19 protein-coding genes and 1 pseudogene are annotated in these 20,316 nt (G+C 72.6%); 14 read left to right on the top strand and 6 right to left on the bottom strand.

Annotation, left to right across the window (positions count from 1 at the left end; translation table 11 throughout):
• Window positions 1-148: 148 nt before the first annotated feature.
• Entirely contained in the window at window positions 149-589 is a 441-nt protein-coding gene (locus ACFWPS_RS07950; protein ID WP_383702220.1) for a hypothetical protein, read from the bottom strand.
• A gap of 157 nt (window positions 590-746) precedes the next feature.
• On the opposite strand from ACFWPS_RS07950, the gene ACFWPS_RS07945 reads away from it, so the two are divergent.
• Together ACFWPS_RS07945 and ACFWPS_RS07940 are read left to right on the top strand one after the other, a co-directional pair.
• The gene (locus ACFWPS_RS07945) at window positions 747-1,898 is read left to right on the top strand and encodes a PP2C family protein-serine/threonine phosphatase (RefSeq protein ID WP_383702218.1); all 1,152 of its coding nucleotides are present in this window, start codon (window positions 747-749) and stop codon (window positions 1,896-1,898) included.
• A gap of 89 nt (window positions 1,899-1,987) precedes the next feature.
• On the top strand, window positions 1,988-3,070 hold the full coding sequence (locus ACFWPS_RS07940) for a hypothetical protein (protein ID WP_383702216.1): 1,083 nt from the start codon (window positions 1,988-1,990) through the stop codon (window positions 3,068-3,070).
• A gap of 148 nt (window positions 3,071-3,218) precedes the next feature.
• Here ACFWPS_RS07940 and ACFWPS_RS07935 read toward each other — a convergent pair whose 3' ends face one another.
• Entirely contained in the window at window positions 3,219-3,983 is a 765-nt protein-coding gene (locus ACFWPS_RS07935; protein ID WP_383702214.1) for an NPP1 family protein, read from the bottom strand.
• Between the two features lie 616 nt (window positions 3,984-4,599).
• Here ACFWPS_RS07935 and ACFWPS_RS07930 point away from each other — a divergent pair.
• From ACFWPS_RS07930 to ACFWPS_RS07915, 4 genes are all read left to right on the top strand, one after another.
• Window positions 4,600-5,943 (top strand): tetratricopeptide repeat protein, encoded by a 1,344-nt coding sequence (locus ACFWPS_RS07930; RefSeq protein ID WP_383702212.1) that lies wholly within the window; start codon window positions 4,600-4,602, stop codon window positions 5,941-5,943.
• Window positions 5,944-6,301: 358 nt separating this feature from the next.
• Window positions 6,302-7,909 carry an amidohydrolase gene (locus ACFWPS_RS07925; protein WP_383702210.1) on the top strand — a complete coding sequence of 536 codons (1,608 nt, stop codon included), beginning with the start codon at window positions 6,302-6,304 and terminating at the stop codon, window positions 7,907-7,909.
• 122 nt (window positions 7,910-8,031) lie between these two features.
• Window positions 8,032-9,036 (top strand): permease, encoded by a 1,005-nt coding sequence (locus ACFWPS_RS07920; RefSeq protein ID WP_383702208.1) that lies wholly within the window; start codon window positions 8,032-8,034, stop codon window positions 9,034-9,036.
• Complete coding sequence (locus tag ACFWPS_RS07915; protein ID WP_383702242.1) at window positions 9,033-9,788, top strand: TIGR03943 family putative permease subunit; 756 nt, start codon at window positions 9,033-9,035, stop codon at window positions 9,786-9,788. Before ACFWPS_RS07920 ends, ACFWPS_RS07915 begins: the two co-directional genes overlap by 4 nt.
• On the opposite strand, the gene ACFWPS_RS07910 is transcribed toward ACFWPS_RS07915, so the two are convergent.
• Together ACFWPS_RS07910 and ACFWPS_RS07905 are read right to left on the bottom strand one after the other, a co-directional pair.
• The gene (locus ACFWPS_RS07910; RefSeq protein WP_383702206.1) at window positions 9,785-10,570 is read right to left on the bottom strand and encodes a hypothetical protein; all 786 of its coding nucleotides are present in this window, start codon (window positions 10,568-10,570) and stop codon (window positions 9,785-9,787) included. The two genes, ACFWPS_RS07915 and ACFWPS_RS07910, sit on opposite strands and share 4 nt — an antisense overlap.
• A gap of 147 nt (window positions 10,571-10,717) precedes the next feature.
• Complete coding sequence (locus ACFWPS_RS07905) at window positions 10,718-11,257, bottom strand: MarR family winged helix-turn-helix transcriptional regulator (RefSeq protein WP_383702204.1); 540 nt, start codon at window positions 11,255-11,257, stop codon at window positions 10,718-10,720.
• A 76-nt stretch (window positions 11,258-11,333) separates the two neighbouring features.
• Between ACFWPS_RS07905 and ACFWPS_RS07900 the strand changes: the two genes are divergently transcribed.
• The 6 genes and pseudogenes from ACFWPS_RS07900 (at window position 11,334) to ACFWPS_RS07875 (ending at window position 15,729) form a co-directional block, all read left to right on the top strand.
• Window positions 11,334-12,881 carry an MFS transporter gene (locus ACFWPS_RS07900; protein WP_383702202.1) on the top strand — a complete coding sequence of 516 codons (1,548 nt, stop codon included), beginning with the start codon at window positions 11,334-11,336 and terminating at the stop codon, window positions 12,879-12,881.
• Between the two features lie 42 nt (window positions 12,882-12,923).
• A complete protein-coding gene (locus tag ACFWPS_RS07895; protein ID WP_383702200.1) occupies window positions 12,924-13,244 on the top strand; it encodes a hypothetical protein in 321 nt (106 codons plus the stop codon).
• A gap of 424 nt (window positions 13,245-13,668) precedes the next feature.
• Window positions 13,669-13,829 (top strand): annotated as a pseudogene (locus ACFWPS_RS07890) (XRE family transcriptional regulator); the annotation flags it as partial.
• A gap of 2 nt (window positions 13,830-13,831) precedes the next feature.
• The gene (locus ACFWPS_RS07885; RefSeq protein ID WP_383702198.1) at window positions 13,832-14,302 is read left to right on the top strand and encodes an NUDIX domain-containing protein; all 471 of its coding nucleotides are present in this window, start codon (window positions 13,832-13,834) and stop codon (window positions 14,300-14,302) included.
• Between the two features lie 156 nt (window positions 14,303-14,458).
• The gene (locus ACFWPS_RS07880) at window positions 14,459-15,004 is read left to right on the top strand and encodes a SigE family RNA polymerase sigma factor (protein ID WP_383702196.1); all 546 of its coding nucleotides are present in this window, start codon (window positions 14,459-14,461) and stop codon (window positions 15,002-15,004) included.
• Window positions 15,001-15,729, top strand: a complete 729-nt coding sequence (locus tag ACFWPS_RS07875) for a hypothetical protein (protein ID WP_383702194.1) — start codon at window positions 15,001-15,003, stop codon at window positions 15,727-15,729. Before ACFWPS_RS07880 ends, ACFWPS_RS07875 begins: the two co-directional genes overlap by 4 nt.
• A 51-nt stretch (window positions 15,730-15,780) precedes the next feature.
• Here the strand turns inward: ACFWPS_RS07875 and ACFWPS_RS07870 are convergent, their stop codons facing one another.
• Window positions 15,781-16,353, bottom strand: a complete 573-nt coding sequence (locus ACFWPS_RS07870) for a TetR/AcrR family transcriptional regulator (RefSeq protein ID WP_383702192.1) — start codon at window positions 16,351-16,353, stop codon at window positions 15,781-15,783.
• 98 nt (window positions 16,354-16,451) lie between these two features.
• On the opposite strand from ACFWPS_RS07870, the gene ACFWPS_RS07865 reads away from it, so the two are divergent.
• Both ACFWPS_RS07865 and ACFWPS_RS07860 read left to right on the top strand, forming a co-directional pair.
• Window positions 16,452-17,342, top strand: a complete 891-nt coding sequence (locus ACFWPS_RS07865) for an SDR family oxidoreductase (RefSeq protein WP_383702190.1) — start codon at window positions 16,452-16,454, stop codon at window positions 17,340-17,342.
• Window positions 17,343-17,619: 277 nt separating this feature from the next.
• The gene (locus ACFWPS_RS07860; protein WP_383702188.1) at window positions 17,620-18,597 is read left to right on the top strand and encodes a nucleoside hydrolase; all 978 of its coding nucleotides are present in this window, start codon (window positions 17,620-17,622) and stop codon (window positions 18,595-18,597) included.
• Here ACFWPS_RS07860 and ACFWPS_RS07855 read toward each other — a convergent pair.
• The gene (locus tag ACFWPS_RS07855; RefSeq protein ID WP_383702182.1) at window positions 18,594-20,228 is read right to left on the bottom strand and encodes a GntP family permease; all 1,635 of its coding nucleotides are present in this window, start codon (window positions 20,226-20,228) and stop codon (window positions 18,594-18,596) included. The genes ACFWPS_RS07860 and ACFWPS_RS07855 overlap by 4 nt on opposite strands.
• Window positions 20,229-20,316 lie beyond the last annotated feature (88 nt).

Raw genomic sequence — 20,316 nt, 5'->3', positions numbered from 1 at the left:
CCCCCCCCCCCCCCGCCCCCCCCCGGGCCCCCCCCCCCGCCCCGCGCCACTGGTGTGGCTATATGGGCAACGCGGGGGCGCGGGCCGTGGGGGCCGGGGCCCACGCGTACGCCGCGTGCACTGGGTGGCGCCGCTACCGGATACCCCGCTACCGGATGCGGTTCCCGGCCGCGTCCTCGTGCGTGTAGAACCGGTAGAACATCAGGATGAACGTCACCGCCGCGACCGCCAGCGACATGCCGACGGACCTGAGGACCGACTCCCCGGTCTGGCTGTAGAGGAAGCCGAAGGCGATGCCCGTGAACGCCGTCCACACCAGCGCGTGCAGCTCCCGCCGCAGTCGTGGGGCATAGGTCAGCAGGGCGAACAGCACCACCGCGAAGACGAGCGCGGTCAGGAAGCCGAACAGCAGGTTCGAGCCGGTGATGGGCCCGCCGCTGCGCCGGTTGGCCGCGGCCCAGTCGCCGTAGATCAGCCCGGTCACCACGGGGACCGCCACCCGGGCCCTGGCGTGCGTCTGTGCGCTGAACACGTCGGGCGTACGGCCGCTCCGGGGCATACCGCCGGACGTGGGTGCCGCTTGAGCCATGAGCGTGCTCCTCTCTCCTCGCCCCCACCTTCCAGAGCACACCTGCGGGTACCCCCTGGCAAGTCGGTCGGGACGGAATTCTTCACCCGCGTACGACCCCGCGTACGACCCCGCGCACGACGTGCGGTGCGTCCCCGCCCGTGTTTCCCTGACTCTCGTGACCGACCACCAGGCCCTGCGGCGGTGGCAGGAGCTGTTGCGGGCCAGGGGCCGGAGCATCGCGTGGGTGGCACCGCTCCTGCTGCTCGCCGGGATCACGGCGGTCGACCTCAACACCACGGAGCGGTTCCGGATCATCTCCTGGATCGTCCTGGTCCCCGGTATCGCGGCGGCGGTCTGCGGGGTCTTCGCGACCGCGGTCTTCGCGGTGCTGTCGGTCCTCGACTACGTCGCCGTGGACAGCGCCTGGCCCCACCAGTACCAGGCCGGGCTGCCCGACTTCATCCTGGTCGCCTTCGCGGGGCTGCTGGCCATCCTCGCCTGCGCCGTCCGCAGGAACGGCGAACGGCGGATGCTGCACATGCGGGACATCGCCGAGACGACCCGGCGTACCGTGCTGCGGCCGCTGCCGCCGGGGTGGGCCGGCCTGGACCACGCGGCGGTGTATCTCGCCGCCGACACCCAGGCCCGGGTGGGCGGCGACTTCTACGACATCCAGCCGGGGCTGTACGGCACGCGGGTGCTGGTCGGGGACGTCCAGGGCAAGGGGCTGGGTGCGGTGGAGACGGCGGCGGCGCTGCTGGGGACGTTCCGTGAGGCGGGGTACCACGAACGGGACCTGGCGACGGTGGCCGACCGGCTGGAGACCCGGATGGTCCGGCACCGGCGCCACACGGTGGCGCTGGGCCGCGACGACGGCGACCGCTTCGCGACGGCGGTGCTGCTGGGGTTCCCGCCGGGGCTTCCGGACACCGTGGAGGTGGTCAACTTCGGTCACGAGCCGCCGCTGGCGGTGGGACCGGAGGGCATACGCTCTCTGCCGCCGGGTGACGGACTCCCGTTCGGAATGGCCGAGTTGGCCCCCGGCACGGGTCCTCCGCCGACCCTGACCGTCACCCTGGCCCCGGACGAGACCCTCCTCATCACAACGGACGGCGTCACCGAAGCCCGGGACGGGCACGGGAGGTTCTACGACCTCACGGACCAGCTGTCCCGCGCGGTGAGCGCCGACCCGCACACCGCCGACCCCGCCCGTCTGGTCGCCCGGGTCCGTGACAGCGTCATGCGCCACAGCCGCGGCCGGCTGGCCGACGACACCACGGTCTTCGCGGTACGGCGGACGCCCGAGGGGCCGGTGCACCCAGGGTGACGAACTGCCCGGGCCCCCCGCTTTGCAGGCGCAGCGGATAACGTGCTGGTCTGACCTGAGTGATCCTGGGGAACAAAAGGGGAGGGCCGATGCCCGGAACCGTGCTGCTGCTCGCGGCCGCGCCGATCGGCAGGGGGCGTCTCGTGGACGCCGCCTCCGTGCTCCCCGTACTGGCCGCTGTCGCCCCGGCCATACTCTCAGGCACCGACACGGCCAACGTCGTCGAACTCGCCGACCCCCTGGAGCCGCAGGCCGTCCTCACCCGGCTGCGGGCCGCCGCGGCCGCCCCCGGCCCGCTCACGGTCTTCGTCACCGGCCAGCTGCAACTGGACCGCAAGCAACGTCTGCCGCACCTGGCGCTTGCCCGCACCACTGGGGCGACCGTCCGCTACACCGGCCTGCCCTGGCACTGGATCCGCGAGGAGCTGCGGCTGCGTCCGCCCGGTGCCACCACCCTGGTCGTCGATCTGCACGCGGACCCCGAGACCTGGCAGCACCTGCTCACCACGCCCCTCGACTCGGGGCGCAACAACGCCGTGCACGGCCGTGTCGCACCCCCGCCCGCCCGCCGGGACGTCGCCGCACCGTCGTACATGAAGGCCGTGGCGACCGTGCTGCGCAGTGGGCACCGGCCGGCCATGGAGGAGCTGCATCAGCAGGTGCTGGCGCGGCTGGGTGCCGAGGTGGCCACGAACATCCTGCTCAGTTCGCGGACCCGGCACGACAGCGCCGATCCGCATGACGCCATCAGCGCCGCCGTCCGGGCGGGGCGGTATGCCGAGGCCGACGAGCTGGCCGTGCGGTGGGAGCAGGCGGCGGCGCGGGTGCACGGGCCGGCTTCCGAGGACGCCCTGCACTGGTCGGAGGTGCGGGCCGATCTCGCGATGTTCGCGGGGGACGCGGTGCGGAGCTGCCGTACCTGGCTGACCGTCGCCGGCGCCCGGCTGGGCGCCGGGCAGCCGGCCGACGCACCGGCCGTGGAGGCGGCCGTGGACCGGGCCCACCACCAGTGGGGCGCCATCAAGGACACCGCACGGGCCCGCGAACTCGGGCCCGCGCTCGCGGAGTTGAGACTCAGGGTGCCGGGCCGCCGGGAAGGCGCCCTGGACCACGTCCAGCAGCACCTGCGGCAGCTCCAGACGAACCAGACGTTCACGACGAGCGGCGCATGAAGGAAACCGCCCTCGCCGTGTTCCGGTCGACCGGACGGGCGGGGGAGGTGTCCCCTTTGATCACCTCGGGCGAGTGCCCGCTGCCGTCGCCGCCGCTACGGGACGGTGTCCAGGAAGGGGCGGCCGTGCTCGCGCAACGCCGGTCGGCTCAGGCGTACGCGTCGAAGGTGATCGCGCTCGGCTTGGCCTTGTTGAGGTGGTCGTCGAACTTGGCGTCCTGGAGCGGGAAGTTCGCGTCGCCCCAGTCGGAGGCGTTGAGGATGTCCCGCAGGTTGGAGGCCATGTTGTCCCAGGTGAGCAGGTTCTCCTGGTGCCAGGCGGCGTCGTCGTTCTCCGGGGTCTCGCCCCACTTGGCGAACCGGAAGTCATGGGTGCTCAGGCCGTCCTTGTGGTAGACGACCTGGACGCGCTGGCTGCTCATCGGCACGTCGGCGACCGCCTCGGTCTCGAAGTCGCCGTGCTGGGAGGCGGACAGGTACGACGGGTAGTCGGCGCCCTGCTTGACCCAGACGACGATGCACTCCCAGTCGTGGCGGTGCCCGATGCCCGGGGAGGCCTCGTCCTTCTCGAAGTAGCTGGCGTAGATGATCCCGCACCAGCCGTTGTTGCACTTGGCCCGCGAGTAGGTGTTCGCGTGGTCGAGATGGCCGGTGCGGCAGCTGCCGGTGACGGAACCGGTCGGCTTCAGGCCGCCGTTGAGGTTGCCGTCGGGGTCGATGGCGGCGGCGGGGTAGCAGCTGTCCGTGTCGTAGTCGTACAGCGGCTCGAAGAACTTCTGGAACGTGGTCGCGTTCTCCGGGAGGTTCTGGAGCACGCCGGCGGAGGCGCTGAAGGGGAGGGCGAGGGTGAGCGCGGCGGCGCTGCCCGCGACGGCGGCGGCTCGGCCGAGGCGGCGGGTCCTGCTTCTGGACATCGGGGGGCTCCAGTCGACGGTCCGGGGTGCGTGTGTGCGGTGACGCGGTCCGTTGGTACGGTCCTTTTCATCCCGGACATGACATCCGGGTGGGGACCAAGACTGGCAAGCCGAGAGTTAAATGGAAGGGCTTTCTGTCAAACAGGGGGCGGCAATTCGCGGAACTGATCAACGTGCGTGGACAGCGGAAAAGCCCCCGGCGGGACAGGGGGAGGGTCCCGCCGGGGGCGATCGTGGGGTGGGGGGAGCGTGCTGACCTGGTGGCGCGGGGCAGGCTCCCGGCGGGGCGGGCTCCTAGTGGCCGGCGGTGTGCCGAGCGGTCGCCGAGGTCGGGGAACCGGGAGAGTTGTCCGTCGCTCTGGCCGGGCCGGCGTTGGCGGCGGTGATGAGCGCGGCCACGGCAATCACGGCTGCCGCGATGCCGCGGGCGGTGGGGGTCCCCCCGATCGAGCGAATTCGAGATTGGGGGCGTGCGGTAGGGCGTGCGGATGTGCGTCCGGGCACGGTGACCTCGCAACAACAGGGGCGGGTTAAGCACGTTTAATTCGCGGTTTAACCTAGGGGTTGGCAGAGCGCAACGGCAAGGGGTCCAGGGGGAGTTGGGGGTAATGACAGAATGCAGGAACGGGACGATCCAGAGACCATCGGGCGGCGGGTGCAGCAACTGCGCACCGAGCGGGGGCTGACCCAGCGGCAGTTGGCCGAACCGGCCTACACGCCCGCCTACATCTCCACGCTGGAGGCCGGGCGGGTGCGGGCCTCCGACGAGGCGCTGCGGCACATCGCGGGCCGGCTCGGCGTCGGCTTCGAGGAGCTGGCCAGCGGGCGCCCCGCGCACCTCGCCACCGACCTGAGGCTACGGCTCACCGAGGCACAGCGCACCCTGGCCACCGGCGAGGCCGAGGCGGCCGCGGGCCAGTACGCCGCCCTCTTCGAGGAGGCGAAGGCGCACGGGCTCGCCGTCGAACAGGCCACCGCGCTGCTCGGGATGGGCGAATGCGCCCTGGACACCGGTGAGCTGGGGCAGGCCAGGGAGTTCTTCGAGCGGGCCGAGCTGTGGACGGCCGACGAACCGCTGCCGGTGCGCGTCCCGGCGATCCGCGGCCGGGCGGTCAGCCACTACCTCGCGGGTGAACTCCGGTACGCCGTCTACCTCCTTGAGACCACTCTCGACGAACTCAACCGCAGCGGCCTGCACGACCCCGACGCCCTCCTGCTCCTCTACGCCTCCGCCATCGGCCCGTACATGGACATGGGCGCCCACGCCCGCGCCGCCCAGGCCGCCGAACTCGCCCTCGCCCTCGCTCCGCAGGCCGGCGACCCCGCGCTGATCGCCCGCATGCACCGCTCCGTCGCCCGCACCCTGCTCGCCGAGGGCCGGGTCGCCGAGGCGGATGCCTCCCTGGCCAAGGCCGCCGAGCTGTACCGCCAGCTCCAGCTCCGTACCGAACTCGCCAACTGCCACTGGATGCGCGGCTACGTCTATGCCCAGAACGGCGAACTGGAGCGGGCGGAAGGGGAGTTGCGGGAGGCCCTCGCGATGCTGTCGGAGACCCGCGCGGCCCTGTACCGCAGCCAGGCGGCCGTCGAACTGGCCGACGTCCTGCACCGCCTGGGCAAGTCCGACGAGGCCGCCGAACTCCTCCACGACGTCCTCGGCGACTTCTCCTCCGAGCGCGGCGCGGTCCACTCGGCCGCCGCGCACCGGCTGCTCGGCATCATCGCCGAGGACGCCCGGGACACGGAGGCGGCGGAGGAGCACTACGTGCGGGCGCTGAGCCTGCTGGAGCGGGCGGGCGCGGCGGGCGACCTGGCGGACCTGTGTCGCCTGCTGGGCGACCTGCTGCGCCGCACCGGCCGGGTGGAGGCGGCGCTGGACGCGTACCGCACCGGACTCGGCCACCGTACGGCCCCGGGCACGACGACCCTGGGACCGGCACCGGCCCAGCCGCCGCTGTAGGGCCGCCGTTCCGTTCCGCGTGGCGCAGCCGTCACGTTCGGCTGCGGGCCGGTGGGGGCTGGTCGCGCCCACGCGGCGGAGCCGCACATCAAATGCAGCCCCGCGCCCCTTACGGGGCTCGTTGGGCGCGGGCGGCACCCGGCAAGCGCCGGTGAGCGTCCCCCCGCCCACCGCCTGTCGCATGATCCGCGCGAGAGGCGGCAGGAATGGCGTGTTTCCTGCACCTGCACCCTCGATATGGCGGTGAACCACCGATCGGCTTCTAGAACAGTCTCGTCAGCGAAACGCGAAAGGCGAAACGCGAAACCTTCGCATCATTCGCAGCCTTCGCAACGCTTCCGAGCTGAGGGAGAAGATGATGACCGACCACGGAGCCGACCTGCTGATCCGTGCCGGCGCGGTGCACACCCTGGTGCCCGGCCAGGCCCCGCAGCGGGCCCTGGCCGTGCGCGGCGACCGGATCGCGGCCGTGTCCGCCGACCCGCACGGCCTCGACCACCTGGTGACCGAGCGGACCGAGGTGCACGACCTGCCCGGCGCCACCGTGCTGCCCGCCTTCGACGACACCCACACCCACATGATCTTCGCCGCGCTCGGTGCCCAGGACGTCCCCGTCCACCAGGCCCGCACCATCCCCGAGTTCCTGGACCTGATCCGGCAGCGGGCCGCGGTCACCCCCGAGGGGGAGTGGATCCGCACCACCACCAACTGGCAGGAACTGAACCTGGCCGAGCGCCGCATGCCCACCGCGGCCGAGCTCGACACGGCCACCGACCGGCACCCGGTCCTGGTCAAGCGCGGCGGCCACAACGACGTCGTCAACACCTACGCGCTGCGCCTCGCCGGCATCACCGAGGACACCCCCGTACCGCCCGGCGGCACCATCGGCCGCGGCGCCGACGGCAGGCTGGACGGCCGGCTGGTCGACAACGCCCTGCACCTGGTCGAGCGCCTGGTCCCGGCCCCGGACCGGGCCCAGCGCATCGAGGGACTCAGCATCGCCTCCCGCGACTACGCCGCCACCGGCATCGGCACCGTGCGCGACTGCGCGGTCGCCCCCGAGGACTACCGGGTGCTCCGGGCCGCCCGTGAGGCGGGCGCGCTGCACACCAGGGTGCGCGCGCTGGTCTCGGCGCTCGGCATGACCAGCGCGGCCCAGGTCGAGGACCTGCTCGACGTCATGGAGGAGTGGCGCGACACCTCCGACCCGTGGCTGTCGGTGTGGGGCGTCAAGTTCGGCCTCGACGGCGGCCTGGAGGCCGGCGCCACCGAGGAGCCGTACGCCTGTGACCACTCCTTCTCGGGGATGCTGATCTGGGAGCCGGACGCGCTGGTCGAGGCGGTCGAGGCGGTGGTCCGGCGCGGCTGGCGGGTCGGCACCCACGCCTACGGCGACCGGGCCGTCCGTACCCTCCTCGACGTCTACGAACGCGTCCTGGAGCGCAACCCCGGCCTGCCCGCCGGCACGCTGGTCATGGAGCACGGCGGCCTGGCCGGCCCCGAGCAGCGCGCCCGCGCCGTCGCCCTCGGCATCCCCGTCACCATCCAGCAGCCGCTGCTGCACGACACCGCCGAGGTCGAGGAGGTCTTCTGGGGCCCGGAACGGGTCGCCCGCCTCTTCCCGGCCCGCGGCTGGATCGACCTGGGCGCCCAGGTCAGCGCGGGCTCCGACTTCCCGGTCGGCCAGTTCGGCGCGATGCGCTCGGTGTGGGGCATGACGACACGGCAGACGGTCATCGGCGTCAAGGGCCCCGAGCACGCGATCTCGTACGAGGAGGCGCTGACCCTGCACACCACCCAGGCGGCCCACCTCACGGGCGAGGACCGGGTACGCGGCACCCTGACCCCGGGCCGCTGGGCGGACTTCACGGTGTGGGACCGGGACCCGGCGAACGCCTCCGGCGAGGAACTGCGGGACTTGAGGCCCGTTCGGACTTTTGTAGGCGGGATCATGGCGCCCCGATAGGGGCGCGGGGCTGTATCGATGTGTGGCTCCGCCGCGTGGGCGCGACAAGCCCCCACCGGCCCGCACCCGACACACAGCAATCTCTGTGCCGGGCAACAGCCCGATTCACTAGCGTCCCCTGCGTGCAAGACCAACGGACAGTAGCCGACGGCCTGCGTCTCCTGACACGGGCCGTCGTCCACGTGGTCCTCGGCGGCACCGCCCTCCTCGCCATCGCGACCGTCGCCTCGGTCCTGGGCCCCACCCTCGCCCTCGACCTCTACACCCCACCGGTAGCCGCCTGGTGGACCGTGTTCACCGCGGTCGCCGTCCAGGGCGTCCCCTTCCTCCTCCTCGGCACCGTCGTCTCCGCGGCGATCGGCGCCTTCGTCCCGGAGCGGGTGTTCACCCGCCTCCTCCCCCGCAACCAGGCCCTCGCCGTTCCCGTGGCGGGGGCCGCCGGCGTCGTACTGCCGGGCTGCGAGTGCGCCTCCGTCCCCGTGGCCGGCAGTCTGATGCGGCGCGGGGTCGCCCCGGCCGCGGCCCTCGCCTTCCTCCTCTCCGCACCGGCGATCAACCCGGTCGTGCTGGTGGCGACCTCGATCGCGTTCCCCGGTCAGCCGAAGATGGTGCTGGCCCGCCTGCTCGCCTCCCTCGGCACGGCGGTGGTGATGGGCTGGCTGTGGGCCCGGTTCGGCCGCGACGACTGGCTGCGCCCGCCGCGCACCGCCCGGGACTCCCACGCCACCGGCCCCCGCGCCTTCGTCACCGGCCTCCAGCACGACTTCCTGCACGCCGGCGGTTTCCTGGTGCTGGGCGCGGCGGCCGCGGCGACCTTCAACATCGCCGTGCCCAGATCGGTCCTCGACGTCTTCACCGGCTCGGTCTGGACTGCCGTCCCCCTCCTCGCGGTGCTCGCCGTCGTGCTGTGCGTGTGCAGCGAGGCCGACGCCTTCGTGGCCGCCTCGCTCAGCGCCTTCCCGGCCACGGCCCGGCTGGCGTTCATGGTGGTGGGCCCGATGGTCGACCTGAAGCTGATCGCCCTTCAGGCGGGCACCTTCGGCAGGCGCTTCGCACTCCGCTTCTCCTCGGCGACCTGGCTGGTGGCGTTGTCGTCCAGCGTCCTGGTGGGGTGGTGGCTGCTGTGAGGCGGTACGGCGGACCGGTGCTGCTCTGCCTGGTCGGCGCGGCGGCCCTGCGGATCACGCTCTTCAGCGACCTGTACCTGCGGTACGTGCAGCACGCGTTGCGCCCGTACCTGATCGTCTCCGGGACCGCCCTGATCCTGCTGGGCGTGACGACGGCGGTACTGAGAAGCCGCGCGGGGGACGGCGAGCACGACGGAGAGCACGACGACAGCGACAGCGATGAAGACGGCCACGGCCATCACGGCCATCACGGTGCCGCCGGTCCCCGGATCGCCTGGCTGCTCACCCTCCCGGCCCTCGCCCTGCTGCTCTTCCCTCCCCCGGCCCTCGGTTCGTACAGCGCGGGGCGCGAGGCGGCGCAGCGGGCGGCACAGGGGGTCGGGGCCTTCCCGGCGCTGCCGGCCGGGAACCCGGTGGAGCTGACGCTCGCCGAGTTCAGCTCGCGGGCGATCTACGACAGCGGACGCTCGCTGAGCGGTCGTACGGTCCGGATGACGGGCTTCGCGACGCACGGCTCCGGCGGCACCTGGTACCTGACCCGGCTCATGGTCACGTGCTGCGCCGCCGACGCGACCACCAGCAAGGTCGAGATCCGGGGCGAGGACGCGCCGCCCACCGACACCTGGGTCACCGTCACCGGCACCTGGCACCCCAAGGGCAGGCTGGGCTCGGACGCGGCGTGGCCGCCGGTGCTGGACGGGGGGTCGGCGAAGACGGTGAAGCAGCCGTCGGACCCGTACGAGACGCCCTAGGCCTGCGCCCGCCCCTGCTCCCGTACCTGGGCGAGTCGTCGGACGCCGACGTCGAGGGCCTGCTCGGTGGTGTCGTCGGGGAGGGTGCCGAGGGCGCCGGCGGTGAGGACGATCGCGTCGTCGCCGACGCGGACGACGGCGACGTCGAGGGTGAGGGTGGTGGGGTCGTCGGCGGCGGAGGGCTGCGCGGTGAGCGTGATCCGCAGTCCCTGCCGCGCGTCGCCGAAGTCCCGTAGCCCGGCGTCGGCGACCTGGACGGCCTCGGTCCCGGCCGCGGTCGTCTGCGCGGTGAACTGCCCGCAGGTACTGGGCAGGGTCCGCAGCCAGGCCAGCGTCCGGTCGACGTCGGCGGAGCGGCTCGCGTCGACCTGGTAGCGGAGCTGGGCCGAGTCGTCGCCGTCGTCGAGGGCGGTGACGGCCTGCGGACCGGCCGGGGCGCCGAGCAGTTCGTCGGTGTACAGGGCTTCGAGGAGGCGCTGGCAGCCGGGTTGGCCGGTGGCCGCCTTGAGCAGCCCGTCGTGCCAGGTCGCGGTGGAGTCCGCCGCCGTCCACGGCACGCCCAGGTCGCTTTCGCCGATCAGCGCGGCCTGCGCCTGCTCGGGGGTGAGCGTCGGGGTGCCGGTGCCGGTGCCGGGTGAGGCGGCGGGGCTGGCCGGGGCGGGCCGTTCGGCGGCGGTCGGGGCGGAGGCGGGAGCGTCGGCCTTCGGCGGCCCGGCGGCCGTACAGGCGGTGACGGCGGTCAGGAGGCCGGCCATGACCAGGCCGGAGGCGGTGACTCTCATGACGGGGCCTCCCCGGGAACCAGGAGCAGCGGAACGCGTGCTCTCACGGCATCACCGCTCGGGCCCGTCCACCACCGCTCCGGTCCGTCCGGGTGAGGCGCGCCCGGCAGGTCACCCGGATCAGCCGGACCGGCCAGCCCGGCCGGGTCACTGTGGGCTGGCGCGGTTGCGGGGGCCGGGGGGCTGGCGGCCGCCCGAGCGGGGGGCGCGGGCGGCGGGGAGTTGCCGCAGGCGTTCGGTGTGCTCCTGCTGGATGTCGCGGGTCCGGGTCAGGTAGTCGGCGACGAGGGCGAGTTGCTCGGGTGTGTAGCGGGGCAGGAGGCGCTCGGCGGTGTCGGCGAGGAACGGGCCCATCAGGCCGTAGGCACGTTCGGTGAAGTCCGGGGTGGCGCGGACGACGGTCTTGCGGCGGTCGGTGGGGTGCGGGCTGCGGGTGAGGTAGCCGAGCTTCTCCAGGCGGTCGAGCATGGCGGTGACGCTGCCGGTGCTCAGGCCCAGCTTGGCGCTGAGCGTGCGGGGGGTCGTCTCCTCGACGTCGAGCAGGATCTCCAGGCAGCGCAGATCGGTCTCGTTGACGCCCAGCAGCCGGGCGAGCTCGCGGTCGAAGTCGTCGACGGCCGCCTGGTAGCTCTGGACGACTCTGCCCAGGTCCGGGCCGGACGGACCGGGTTCCCTTTCGCTTGACATTCGAGAGACCTCCCTGCAGGGTGATGATGGCTCGATATTCGAGATACTGGATATTCAAGGAATTATTGGAGCAGCCATGTCGTCCACGGCCCCCCACGGAGCCCTGACCACCACAGACGACGTCGGCGGTGCCGCGCCCTACGCTAAGCGGTGGGCGGCCGCGATCGTCATGATCCTGGCGGCACTGCTCGACATGATCGACGGCTCGATCGTGAACACGGCGCTGCCGTCGATCGGCAAGGGCCTGTCCGCCACCCCGGCCCAGCTGGAGTGGACCGTCTCCGCCTACATGCTGGGCTTCGCCGCCGCACTGATCATCGCAGGGCACCTGGGCGACCGGTTCGGCCGCAGGAAGCTGTTCCTGGCGGGCGTCGCCCTGTTCGCGCTGGCGAGTCTGGCCGGCGCCGTCGCCGCGGATCCCGGGCAGCTGATCGCCGCCCGGGCCGTGCAGGGTGTCTCGGCGGCGGTCCTGCTGCCGCAGGTGCTGGGCTCGTTCCGGGTCATGTTCGACGGCGCCGAACGCGGCCGGGTCTTCGCCGTGTACGGCGCGATCGCCGGCGTGGCCGTCGCCGTCGGGGTGCTGCTGGGCGGTGTCCTGACCGACTGGAACCTGTTCGGCTGGGGCTGGCGGACCGTCTTCGCCGTCAACCTCCCGCTCGCGGCCGTGGTCCTGGTGCTCGGCGCACGGTGGATACCGGAGGACCGGCGGCGCGGCCGTGACCGGATCGACGTCGGCCGTGGCCGTTTCGACGTCGACGGTGGTCGTGGCCGGATCGACGTCGACGGCGGTCGGATCGATGCCGACGGCGGTCGGATCGACGTCCTGGGCAACCTGTTCCTGGCCGCAGCGCTGGTCGCGATCGTGCTGCCGCTGGTGGAGGGGCGTGCGAACGGCTGGCCGCTGTGGGGCTGGCTCTGCCTCGCCGCCGGGCTCGCCGCCCTGCTGGGTCTCGTGGGATGGGAGTCCGTGCGGGGCGTCGAGCACCCGCTGCTGCCCGTGGGGCTGTTCGCCGAGCCCGCCTTCAGCGCCGGACTGCTGATCCAGCTGCTGTTCTACGGCGGCATGTCCGGCTTCATGATGGTCTTCACCATCTGGCTCCAGTCCGGACAGGGCTACACCCCCACCCAGGCCGGCGTCCTCATGGTCGCCTTCAGCGCCGGCGCCTTCCTCAGCGCGCCCATGGCGGACGGCATGATCGCCAGGTTCGGCCGCACCGTCCTCGTCCTCGGCGCCCTGCTCATGGTCGGCGGCTTCTGGTGGCTCCACCACGCCACCGGCACCGCCGCGGCCTTCCACACCGGCGCCTGGCCGCTGGTACCCGGACTCGTCGTCGCCGGCATCGGACTCGGTTTCCTGGTGGTGCCGCTGGTCAACGTCGTCCTGACCGCGGTCCCCGCGGACCTGGCGGGCGGCGCCTCGGGCATCTTCTCCACCGCCCAGCAGTTCGGCGGAGCCCTCGGTGTCGCCGTCATCGGCAACGTCTTCTTCTCCCATGCCGACGGGGGCCTGCGCCAGGCCATCACGCACGCCGGCCCCTGGGCGGTCGGCGCCTACGCCCTGTGCGCGGTGCTCTGCCTCGCCCTGCCCCGCAGAAACCTCACCGCGCACCCCGAGACCCACTGAGCCCCACCCGCCGAAGAACTCGTGGAAATGAGAGACAGCAGCATGTCCGACGTCACGTTCACCGAAGACGAGAAGCACCTCCTGAAGGTCGCCGCGCACGGTGCGGTGTACCTGATCGCCGCGGCCAAGCCCAGCCCCGTCTCCTCCGCCAAGGCGGGGATGGCCGCCGACCGGACCCTGGCCACCGCGGGGACCGGGGCCGCCGGCCGGGTCCTGGCCGAGAAGGCGAACGACGTGAAGGTGCCCGGCGGATCCGTCGCCGAGGGCGCCGACCGGATCCTGCCCGCCAGCCCAGGACCAGCCAGTCTTCGGCTTCCACATCCCACAGCAGGTGCGGGGAGATGTGCCCGAGGTAGGCGTTGATCCTCCTTTCCCTGATGAGGGAGTTTCGGCGGCCACCTGGCCGATTGCGCATCGCCTTGACGAAGAAGGGACCCTTGGCGCACTCGACCACGGCCGTCAGATCCGAGCTGAAGCCACGCTCGGTCCGGCGGATCCCGGCCACGGAGCCTGTGCGCTCCTCGATCAAGGGGAGGATCGCAGATTCGGGGAGATCGGTGTCCATGGTCCTTTCAGTTCCTCGGGGTGCACTCACTTCCGGGTGTCCCAGGAGAGCACTCGTCGTCGGTGTCGGGAGTACAGGATCGGGCGTCGTCGTTGTCCGGCCCGCAGGGGCTGTCAGGCCCGCAGCTGCGGGAGCCGCCGAAGTTGCGCCCCGCTCGAATGGTCGCGTTGGCCTGTGCGATCTCGGGGCCGCCGAGGTTAGTGCCCAAAGGCGCATCCTGGTGCCGATGACCAGGCGTTGGTCAATGCCCACGTCTGGGGCGTGAACGCCTACGTGCTCCCGTGTGGCATCTTCGGCGCAGTGGAGAGGGCGGCATGTTCGACACCTACGCCAGTAGCTTCGACGCGGTGTGGGAGACCGCCACGCCGATAACAGAAGGGTGACCATGGCACGGACCGAGTACTACGACGACCCAGCGGCACCGGAGCCGAACAGCCTGGTGGTCGCCGCGTCCGCCGTGGTCACCGACGACGAAGGGCGCGTGCTCCTTCAGCGCCGCCGGGACAACGATCTCTGGGCGCTGCCTGGTGGCGGCATGGAGATGACCGACTCACTCCCGGGAACGGCCGTCCGCGAGGTGAAGGAGGAAACAGGACTGGACGTGGAGATCACCGGGCTCGTGGGCACGTACACCGACCCTCGCCACGTCATCGCCTACTCGGACGGTGAGGTGCGCAGACAGTTCAACGTCTGCTTCACCGCCCGCACGGTCGGCGGCCGGCTCGCGATCTCGGACGAGTCCACGGAGCTGCGGTTCGTCCAGCCGGAGGAGATTGACCAGCTGCCGATGCACGACACCCAGCGACTCCGGCTCCGCCACTTCCTGGAGCACCGCGACCGGCCGTATCTCGGCTGAGCTCGGGCCCGGTTGCTTGCGCGTGGACCAGGCCGCACGAGCCGCAGGACGTTCCGCGCGAGGAGCCTGGCGGCGCCGTGGATCGAGAAAGTCTGACCGGCAGGGCAGTCGAACCCCCTTCCGTACCCGTTTTTACGGGGAACGAGGGAGGGCACGATGAACGCCGACGAGGAACGCCAGTTCCGCGAGTTCGTGGCGGCGCGGTCGAGATCGCTGCTGCACACGGCCTACCTGCTGACGGGGGACTGGGAACAGGGCCGCGACCTGCTCCAGACCGCGCTTGCCTCCACCGCTCGGCGTTGGTCGCAGTTGCGTGACCGGCAGCAGCCGGAGATCTATGTGCGTCGGGCCCTCTACCACGCCCAGGTGGACCGCTTCCGGCTGCTCAGCCGGAGACGGGAGACGGTCACCGACACGCTGCCGGACCACCCGTCCGCGCAGGCCGGCGACTGGGCCGACACCGTGGTCCAGCGGCAGGACATCATGGCCGCGCTGAGGCGGCTGCCCAAGCGCCAGCGCGCGGTGATCGTGCTGCGCTACTTCGAGGACCGGCCGGACATCGAGATCGCCGAGATTCTGGGCATCGCCCCGGGGACGGTCCGCAGCCAGACCCACAAGGCCCTCGCCTCCCTCCGCACCACCTTGGCCGAGGCAGGGCCGTCGGCCTCCTCCACTGCCTCCGGAAGGGGCGTCATCGCGTGAACGACTCGACCGAACACACGAGGCACGAAGCGTTGCTGCACGATGCCTTGCACGCCCATGTCCGGGAGGGCGGCGGTAGTGCCGCCGGTCCCTGTCTGGTCGGTCTCGCCGACGGCGCATTGCGGATCGCCCGGCGGCGGCAGCGGCTGGCCCGGGCCGGGGCCGGCCTCGCCACAGTCGCCGTGGTCGCCACCGCCTGGGTGGCCGTCGCGGACGGCGTGACCCGGCACGAGCACGTGGTTCAGCCCGCCGAAGGGAGCACCGGGAGTACCGGGAAGGCGGCCCTGATCTCCATCCTGCCGGTCACCTCGTCCCAGGAGCACACCTGCACCCATGGCAGCGGGGGCTACACCGTGCCCGCGAGCGCGGCCCACCCGGCGTTCTGCATCCACGCCGACCGGGCCAGGGGCATGACCGACGTCCGGGTCACCTCCGCGAAGGCCGGGAAAAGCACCGTCGACGGCACCTGGCGGGTCGAGGTGACCCTCAGCCCCGCCGACCGGACCCGTTTCGCCGCCCTCACCGGCTCCATCGCAGCGGCCCCGTCCCCGCGCAACGAATTCGCCGTCGTCATCGAAGGCAAGCTGTGGGGCAGGCCCACCGTGACCTCCTCGATCACCGGCGGCCGTCTCGAAATCGACGGGGCCTACGTCGGAGACCTCACCAGCGCCACCGCCCACGACCTGGCCCGCCGGCTGGATACCGGCTCCACCCGCAGCGAGTAACGGCGCCGGCGAACGAGCGGCCCCTGTGGAGGGCGGCCTGAGTGGGAGCTCCTATGTGAGGGCCGCGGTCGCCTCGCGTAGTTCGTTCAGGGCGTGCTGGGTCAGGTCGGGGAGGGTGCGGTCGTTCGCCGGGGTGATCCAGTGGGCGAAGGCGGCTGAGAAAGCCTGGGCGCCCAGGTGGGCGGCGAGGGACGCGGTGGGGTCGGGTACGCCGCGGTCGTGGAGGGCGGTGGCCAGCGTCGTGGTGAGGTTGAGGCTCTTGAACGCGGCGCGTTCCCGCAGCTCGCTGTGGCTGCCGATGACCTGCATCAGCCGAGGGCCGAACGCGCGCTGCTCCGGGGTGAAGGAGGCGGCCAGGGCGTCCAGGGCGGCGGCCACCGTCTCCAGCGGGGTCGCGGTGGCGGGCGCGGCCGCGGCTCCCTCGGCCAGGAGGCGGCCGTGCTCCTCCTGGCCCGCGAACAGCACCTCGCGCTTGTCCGGGAAGTGCCGGAAGAACGTCGTCTTGGTCAGCCCGGCCCGCTCGGCGATCTGGGCGACGGTGGTGCTGTCGTACCCCTGCTCGCCGAACAGGTCGATCGCGGCTTGCACGAGGCGCAGTCGCGCGTTCGGTTCCCATCGAGCCATGGGGACAGCCTAAGTGATGTGACTCGGTACCGTCACGGGGGTATGGTGACGGTACTTGGTCACATCACTTGGCCTTCCGTCCTAGGGAGAGTGCTGTCATGCGTGTCTTCGTCACCGGTGCCGGTGGTCATATCGCCTCCGCCGTCATTCCCGAACTGCTGCACGCCGGGCACGAGGTCGTCGGCCTCGCCCGGTCCGAGAGCTCTGCGGCGGCCGTTCAGGCCCTGGGCGCCGAGGTGCGCCGCGGTGACCTGGCGGATCTGGACGGCTTGCGGGCGGCCGCGGTCGATGCCGACGCCGTCGTCCATCTCGCCTTCGACCACGCGGCGATGGCCGCCGGCGACATGGCCGGGGCGGCGGCGGCCGACCGGACCGTGGTGCGGGCGTTCGGCGAGGCGCTCGCCGGGACCGGCAAGGCCCTCATAGGGGTCGGCATGGGGCGCGGCGAGGGCAACGAGCACCTCGCCGCGGCCTACAGCACCAATCCCCGGATCGCCACGGGGCGTCTGTTCGGCGAGTTCGCCGAGCGCGGGGTGCGTGCCGTGCTCGTCGGGATTCCGCCGGTCGTGCACAGTACGCGGGACCGGAGTGGGTTCCTGCCGATGCTGATCCGGATCGCCCGGGCCACGGGGGTCTCCGGCTATGCCGGGGACGGGTCGAACCAGTGGTCCGCCGTGCACACACTGGACCTCGGGCGGCTGTACCGGCTGGCGTTGGAGAAGGCGCCGGCGGGCGCGGAACTGCATGCGGCGGCCGAGGAAGGGGTCGCGGTGCGGGAGATCGCCGGCGTCATCGGGCGGCGGCTGGGGGTGCCGGTGGAGAGCGTTCCGGGGGCGCGGGTCGGCGAGCACTTCGGGTTCTTCGGCGGGCTGATCTCGCTGGATGTGCCCGTGAAGAGCGAACGGACCCGGGAGCTGCTGGGGTGGCAGCCGGTGGAGGCGGGGCTTGTCGCCGATCTTGAGGAGGGGCATTACTTCAAGAACGAATGAGGAGGGGTGACTGCAGGCGGGTCGGGTTCCGGGGACGGGACGCGACTGCCGGTGCGGCGGTGCGGCGGTGCGGGTGCGTCGTGACCGGTCGCGCTCACGCGGCGGTAGCCGCACATCCGATTCAGCCCCGCGCCCCTTCGGGCCGGCTGTCGTGCCGTCGGCGAGTTTGCTCGGGCCCTTTGCGCGCAGGGCGGGCCGGGGCCGTCGGCCGAAAGGCTCTGTCCGCTGGAGGGCTTCCGCCGGCGCATAGAGTCGGGGCTGACGGAAGGAGCCCCCTGTGGCCGGTCAGCCCATCCCCGTGATCATCGACTGTGACACCGGTGTCGACGACGCCCTCGCCCTGCTGTTCGCCGTTCGGCACCCCGGACTGGAGTTGCGGGCGGTGACCTGTGTCGCCGGGAACACGGACGTGGACGGCGTGGTCCGCAACACCCTGACCGTGCTGGAACGGGCCGGGGCCGGGGACGTTCCCGTCGCCCGGGGCGCCGAGCGGCCGCTGATCGAGGCGGCGCGGTCGGCACGGCACGTGCACGGGAGCGACGGGATGGGGGACCTCGGGCTGCCCGCGCCCACCCGGCGCCCCGCCGACGTCGACGCCGTCACCCTGCTGCGCCGCGAGATCCTCGGCTCGCCCCGCCCGGTCACCCTCATCCCCACCGCGCCGCTCACCAACATCGCCCTGCTGCTGCGCACCCACCCGGAGGTGACCCGGAACATCGAGCGGATCGTGTTCATGGGCGGCGCGGTCGCCACCGGGAACGCCACCCCGGTCGCCGAGTTCAACGTCTGGCACGACCCCGAGGCCGCCGCCGTCCTGCTCACCGCCGGAGTGCCGATCACCATGTACGGGCTGGACGTCTTCCAGCGCGTGGTGGTGCCGGGCGGAGAGGTACGACGGCTGCGCGCGAGCCCGGAACCGGGCGCCCGGCTCGCCGGCGAGCTGCTCGCGCACCGGCCCGCCGCCCCGGATCCGGACGCCGACGGGCAGGACGGCGACGACCCCGACGGCGGCCTCGGAGACGCGGGCGCGGTCTGTGCCGTGGCCGATCCGGCCGGTCTGACCACCCGGCTCCTTCCGGTCGAGGTCTCCCTCGCCCCGGGGCCCACCCGGGGCCAGACCGTCGTCGACCGCCGCCCCCGCCCCGGCGAGGCCGAGATCCACGGCGGTGCCCGCGAACAGGCCCTGGTGGACGTGGCGTTGGACGTGGATGTGGAGCGGTACGTCAGCCTGTACCTGGACACCGTCGGCCGCTAGAAGCGGCCCAGCAGCACCACCCCCAGAGCCAGCGTCGCCGTCAGCGCGGCCGTGCCCTGGACCAGGGTGCCCAGGGTCTGGGCGCGGTACGCGGTGGGCAGGTCCATGCCGCTGAGACGGGCGACGATCCAGAAGTACGAGTCGTTGATGTGGCTGACCACCATCGATCCCGCACCGATCGCCAGTACGGCGAGGACGGCACCCGCCCGTCCGTCCAGGCCCAGGCTCGGCAGCAGCGGGTGGAAGACGCCGGTGGTGATGACCAGGGCCGCCGTCGAACTCCCCTGGGCGCTCTTGACCAGCGCCGAGGCGAGAAAGAGGAGGAGCAGCGCGGTGACTCCGGTGACCGTCTGGTGGCCTGCCGCGAGCGACCGCAGGTAGGCGGTGAGGGGGGTGGCCGTGATGACCGCGCCGAACGCCCCGCCCGCCCCCACGATCATCAGCACCGGACCGGCATCCGCGAGGGCTTCGCCCAGCCAGCCGGTCAGTGTCGACTCGCCGCGTTCGGGGAGCAGGAGGGCGAGGGCGGTCAGGAGGCCGGCGAGCAGGGCGATGCTCGGGGTGCCGGCGAAGCGGAGACCGGTCAGGACGGCGCCCGGCCAGCCGGCGGCGCGCGAGCCGCCGCCCGTCACGAGGGGGGCCACGGCCGCCGCCGCCATGAGCACCACGGGCACGAGGAGCGGTCCGACCGCCCGCCACAACACCGGCCGGGAACAGCCGACTTCACCGACTTCACCGACTCCGGCAGTCCCGCCGACATTGCCGACTTCGCCTACCGGCCTGTCCGCGGAGACCAGGTGGGTATGAGCACCGGGAGGGCCCGTGTCCGAGGTCGTGTCCGAGGCCGAGTCCGGGTCCGGGTCCGGGTTCTGGTCCGAGTACGAGTCCGAGTCCGGATCCGTGTCCGAGCCCGACTTCCCCGCGACGCCCGGCTCACCCGGCCGTCGGGACTCCCCCCGCTGCCCTGACTCCCCCCGCTCCGCCCACCGCGTCGCCCAGTAAAGCCCCGCTCCTGCCGACACCACCGACACCGGTACCGCGGCCAGGATCAGCCAGATCAGACCCCCGCCGGTGATGCCCATGGCCGCGGCCGCCGCGACCGGGCCCGCTGCCGGTGGGACGAAGGTGTGCGACGCGTACAGGCCCGTCGACAGGGCGGTCGCGAGGACGACCGGGCTGCCCCCGGTGTCCCGGGCGACCGACCGTTTCACCGGGGACAGGACCACGAACCCCGAGTCGCAGTAGATCGCCGTCGACACCGCCCAGCCCATCACCGACATCCCGACGGCGGGGTGGAACCGCCCGCACAGCCGCAGCGCGGCCCGTGCCAGCGTGACCGTGGCGCCGCTGCGTTCGAGGATCTTGCCGATGGCGGTGCCGAAGACGATGACGAGTCCGACGCTGCCCAGGATGGCGCCGAACCCCTGCGTGAGGTGCCCGGTGAGGCCGGTGAGCACCGGGTGCCCGGGCACCACGAGTGCCCCGGCGGCCCGCGCCGCCGCCCCGAAACCGAGCGCTCCCAGCGTGATCGCCAGGAACGGGTGCAGTCGCAGCCGCGCGACCAGGACGACGATCACGCCGATGGCGCCGACCAGCAGCAGGAGCAGCCAGGGGCCGATGGTGTGTGCCACGGCCGCCTCGGACGTAGTGCCGGGCGATACGGGTGTGCGCGAGCCGGCTGACGATCTCGTTCGGGATCGTGCCGAGCTGCTGCGCCCA

Origin of the sequence: Streptomyces sp. NPDC058457 (assembly GCF_042720695.1) — a bacterium.
Taxonomy (GTDB): domain Bacteria; phylum Actinomycetota; class Actinomycetes; order Streptomycetales; family Streptomycetaceae; genus Streptomyces.
This window is presented reverse-complemented; position numbering and strand designations above follow the sequence as displayed.